Genomic DNA, 4844 nt, shown 5'->3' with positions numbered 1-4844 from the left:
GTCGAACTGACGTGGAAGGGCGAGGGCCACGGCGCGTACGGCAACGGGAGCGACTGCGTCGACGCGACGGTGAACGCCTACCTGCTGAAGGGAACGGTCCCGAAGGACGGCACGACCTGCTCCACGTGACGCTCCCAGCACCACGACCGAGTGGTGATCACGTCGCGGGAAAAAACGTTGAAGGGATGATGATCAAGCTGGTAGCTTCCAGTCGACCGTGACACCGTCCGAGGAGGTGAGACCCATGAACGCTGTATCGACGTGGGTGCTCCCCCTTTCCGTCACGGCCGGCGATTGACCTAGGTGTCGCCGGGAGCGCCTCGACAACAAGGCACTCCCGAAAGGCAACACCATGCACTCTCTGCAGTTCACCGCTGAGTCCTCGTCGAACGGCGTCCTCGAACGCGACTTCACCGTGGGTGGAGTCCCTGGAGTCCTCTGGTCGCCGGCCTCGAACGCGTCCGATCGCGCGCCTCTGATCCTGATGGCCCACGGCGGCGGCAATCACAAGAAGCACCCGGCGATGGCGGGCCGTGCGCGGCTGCTGGTGACTGGCTGCGGCTTCCATGTCGCCGTCATCGACGCGCCGGGTCACGGCGACCGGCCGCGCACGGCACACGACGAGGCGGAAATCGCCGAGCTGTTCCGTGCGCGGGCGGCGGGCGAGCCGGAGGGCCCGATCGTCGTCCGCTACAACGCCCACCTGGCGGAGCTCGCCGTGCCCGAGTACCAGGCGACCTTGGACGCCCTCCAGGAACTCCCGGAGATCGGCACCGGTGGGCCGGTCGGCTTCTGGGGCATCAACATGGGCACCGCGATCGGCATACCGTTCGTGGCGATCGAGCCCAGGATCACCGCTGCGGTCTTCGGTCAGCACTGGCCCGACGTTCTGGCGGAGAAGGCGAAGGAGATCACCGTCCCGATCGAGTTCGACCTGCAGTGGGACGACGAGCACATCTCGCGCGAGGAGGGTCTCGCGCTGTTCGACGCCTTCGCCTCGAAGGAGAAGTCGTTGCACGTGAACTCCGGCAAGCGCAAGGAGCTGCCCAGGTTCGAGGCCGACAGCGCGGTGCGGTTCTTCGCCCGGCACTTCGGTGGTGCGGGCACCGCGTCGGCCTGACGTGAGCGGTTGCGGCGTCCTGCTGCCGGCCGGGCGCCGCAACAACCTCGACCGAGCCAAGGCTGCAGGGGGCAATGAGGCCATTCCGGGCGTAGGGGGTCCTGGGGTGCTCTAGCGTGTGGTCGGCGTGAAGACCAGTTGCCGGGGCGCTCACCTGGTGCAGGGGCGCCCGGCTCGGGGGGTGCGGTGTGGCTGAGGTCGATCGGTTCGACGCGTTCGTGTCGTATGCGCATGAGGACGAGCCGTGGGCGAGGACCCTGGCGGAGAATCTGCATCGGCTGGGTCGTGATGTGTGGCTGGATCAGTGGGAGCTGGTCGGCGGCGAGCGGGTTGCGTCGCGGTTGCAGGACGGGCTGGCGGCAGCTGGTGCCGTGGTGGCCGTCGTCAGCCGGCACTGGGTGGAGTCCGGGTGGTGCGGTGAGGAGTTCGATGCCGCCGTGGCCGCCGCAGTGAAGCGAGGACAGCGCCTGATCCCGGTCCTGGTGGGCGAGGTGGAGCTGCCGCCTTTCATCGCATCGCGGCTGTACATCGACTTTCGTCACGTTGCCTCCCCGGCCCAGTACGGGGAGCGGGTGAGGCAGGTGGAGCGGGCGGTGCGGGGGCTGTCGTCGGCGCAGCGCCCGGAGCGGGGTGGGGCGCTGGTGGTGCCCGATGCGGTGGCCTACCGGCCGGACGGACCCACGCACGCGGAGTTACGGGTCGGCACGGGGGTAGTGGCGTTCTCCACCGTGAGCGGCGAGACGTCCTGTGTGCCGCGCGGGGTGGATCGCGGCCTTGAGCAGCAGCTGTGGACGCTGCAGCGAGCCCGTGCCCGGGCCACGAGCGGCCTGGCCACGCGGCGATCGCCGTCCCCGGAGGAGGCAACCGCTTCCGGAGGGGTGACAGGGGCGCTGGTTGCCGTGGGTGGGGCGCTGGGTGAGCGGTTCGTATGCGGTGAGATGGCGGCAGCTCTGGCCCGGGAGGAGCAGCTGGCCCAGGCGCGTCATGCGTCGTTGCGGATCGGGCTGGCAGTGGATGACCCGGGGTGGGTGGATCTGCCGTGGGAGACCCTGACTGTTCCGGGTGCGGTACGGCCGTTGGTGCTGTCGGAGCAGGTGGAGCTGTACCGCACGGTGCGGCGCCGGAGTCCGCCGGTAGCGGTGCAGGTGCCGGGTCCGTTGCGGATTCTGGCGGTGGTGGCCGGCCCGGAGTCCGGCGGGGGTGAACTCCTCGACTACGAGCGGGAACTGGGCCGGATCCTGGACGCCGTAGACCCGGCACGGTCCGGGCAGGGTGCGTATGTGAGGGTGTTGAACTGGGGCAGTCTTGCCGAGATCCGCGCGGCTCTGGAGCGGGAACGCTTCCACATCCTGCACCTGTCCTGCCATGCCAAGCCGGGCATCCTGCTGCTGGAGGGCGAGCAGGGCCAGGTCGACGAGGTCGATGCGCAGCGGTTCATGGCAGAGGGCCTGCCCACCGATCGCGGGATTCCGTTGGTGGTGCTGGCCGGCTGTTCCACCGCCCGCACCCCCGTGACACAGGATGCGGAGATACCGGAAGAGCTGCCCTCAGGTGAAGAGAGCGGGTCGAGCCCCGACGCTGAAGGGCCCGGTGCTGATGTCGTGAGTGAGGTGGGGCGGGTCCGGGCCGGGCTGGCGCGCGCTTTGCTGGAGCGCGGGGTGCCGGCGGTGCTGGCGATGACCGATTCCGTCACGGACCACTACGCCACCGAACTGGCCGCAGAGATGTACGAGGCGCTGGCGCGGGCCGAGCACCCCAACCCGCTGACCGCTCTCTCCCAGGCCCGCCGCACCCTGGAGACCCGGCGCCGGCAGTTGCCGGACAACGATCCGCGTGCCGCGTGGCCGGAGTGGGCGACCCCGGCGCTGTTCCTGGCAGGCCCCCCGCTGCCCTTGTTCGACCGCGCCCCCGGCGCCGACCGGGTGCCAGTCGTGCCGGAGACGGTGCTGGACGAGGGCATGGTGGTGCGCAAGGTCGGCGAGTTCGTCGGCCGGCGCGGCGAGTTGCGCCGGCTGCTGTCCGCCCTGCGGGACCCCCAGCGGGCTGGGGTGCTGGTGCATGGCATCGGCGGGGTCGGCAAATCCACACTGGCCGCCGAACTCCTGCACCACTACGGCGCCCAGGACCGGCTGATCGTGCCGGTTTCGGGAGGTACGACCCGTACCGTCGACGCCGTCCTGGCAACCCTGCGACAACGCCTGAACACCTACTGCATGACCGAAGACCTGGCGGAGACAGACGCTTTGCGGCGCGCCGCGCTGGCCCTGACGGACGCCCGCACGCCCTGGCGGGACCGGTGGGAGCTGGTCCGCCAGACCGTGCTGCCGCGGCTCCCGGTGCTGATGATCGTGGACAATGCCGAAGATCTGCTCGTTCGGTCAGGCGATGGCTGGGAGCTGGCCGACCCGGCGTTGGCGGCCTTCCTGGCGACGTGGGCGGCGGCGAGCCCGCAGACGAAGCTGCTGGTCACCAGCCGCTACCCCTTCAGCCTCCCCCAGCGCGCCCACAAACGGCTCACCACCCATCACCTGGGACCGCTGTCGCTGGCCGAGACCCGCAAACTCATCTGGCGCCTGCCCGGTCTCGACACCCTCTCCCCTGCCGACCAGCACCGCGCGTACACCGACGTCGGGGGCCACCCGCGCGCCTTGGAGTACCTCGACGCCCTGCTGCGCGGCGGCCGAGCGCGTTTCCCCGACATCGCCAACCGCATGGAAGCCGCCCTGGAGAACCGCGGCATTCCCGATCCCGAACGCTGGCTGGCGGACGTCGAGGGCGACCTGGACACGGCACTGGCCGAGACCGTCACCCTCGCGGTCGACGACATCCTTCTCGACACCCTCCTCGACCAGCTCGAAGACGTGCCCGGCGCACGGCGGCTGCTGGACGGGATGGCCGTCTACCGCACCCCGGTCGACTACACCGGGGCCGCCTGGCAGCTGTCCCAGCTGACCACACCCCCCGAACCCGAGCCGGCCCTCCTGCAAAGTCTGGAGACGATCGGCGCGCGCATCACCGAGGCGCACGCGGCCGGAGCAGGACCGGACGACAACTTCGGCCTGACACCCGAGACGATCACCGAATACATGGCAATTGTGAAGGAGCTCCGGCGGCCTCCTGTCGACCTGGACGGCCAGGGCGGTAACGCCTTGAAGCGGTTGCTTGAGTTCGGGCTGGTCTCGCCGGCCCCCGCACCCCAGGACGAACCGGGCAGCGAGCCGACCGGCTTGACGGTGCACCACTGGACCGCCGACGCACTCCGCAGGCGCGCCCACCCCGACACCCTCAAAGCCGCTCACCAGCGGGCCGCCGCCTACTGGCAGTGGCGCGTCAGCACGTGGTCCCAACCTCTCACCGACGACATCACCCAGCTCATCGAGGTACGCCATCACCACCATCAGGCAGGCGACCTCGACCAAGCCGACACTGTCACACAGGGGGTGTGCTCCCAGCTGCACACCTGGGGAGCCTGGGACTGGGAACAACACCTGGTGGAGGAATCCCTCACCTGGGTCCCGGCCGGCTCCCGCATTGCTGCCGCCTATATCCACCAGCTGGGCCTCATCGCGCAGGGGCGGGGGGACTATCAGCAGGCCGAGGAGCACTACCGCGCCGCCCTCACCATCGCCGAGGAGCTCGACTACCGCTCCGGCATCGCCGGCAGTTCCCACCAGCTCGGCAGGCTCGCGCAGCTGCGGGGGGACTACCAGCAGGCCGAGGAGCA

Annotated in this window: 3 protein-coding genes; all 3 read left to right on the top strand. The window is 70.0% G+C overall.

Going from position 1 to position 4844, the window contains the following annotated elements:
* Positions 1–129: alpha/beta hydrolase (locus IE312_RS39860; RefSeq protein ID WP_229899739.1), on the top strand; the 129-nt coding region annotated here is incomplete at its 5' end.
* A gap of 223 nt (positions 130–352) precedes the next feature.
* On the top strand, positions 353–1120 hold the full coding sequence (locus IE312_RS13410) for an alpha/beta hydrolase family protein (protein WP_189981435.1): 768 nt from the start codon (positions 353–355) through the stop codon (positions 1118–1120).
* Between the two features lie 188 nt (positions 1121–1308).
* Positions 1309–4844, top strand: a 3536-nt coding sequence (locus IE312_RS13405) for a TIR domain-containing protein (protein ID WP_189981434.1), incomplete at its 3' end; no start/stop codon positions are given.

It is taken from the genome of Streptomyces capoamus, assembly GCF_014654935.1.
GTDB lineage: Bacteria > Actinomycetota > Actinomycetes > Streptomycetales > Streptomycetaceae > Streptomyces > Streptomyces capoamus.
This window is presented reverse-complemented; position numbering and strand designations above follow the sequence as displayed.

Bases quoted from the DNA above. Each gene is read 5' to 3' on its own strand.
- IE312_RS13410 (WP_189981435.1), top strand. From the start codon at position 353: ATGCACTCTCTGCAGTTCACCGCTGAGTCCTCGTCGAACGGCGTCCTC.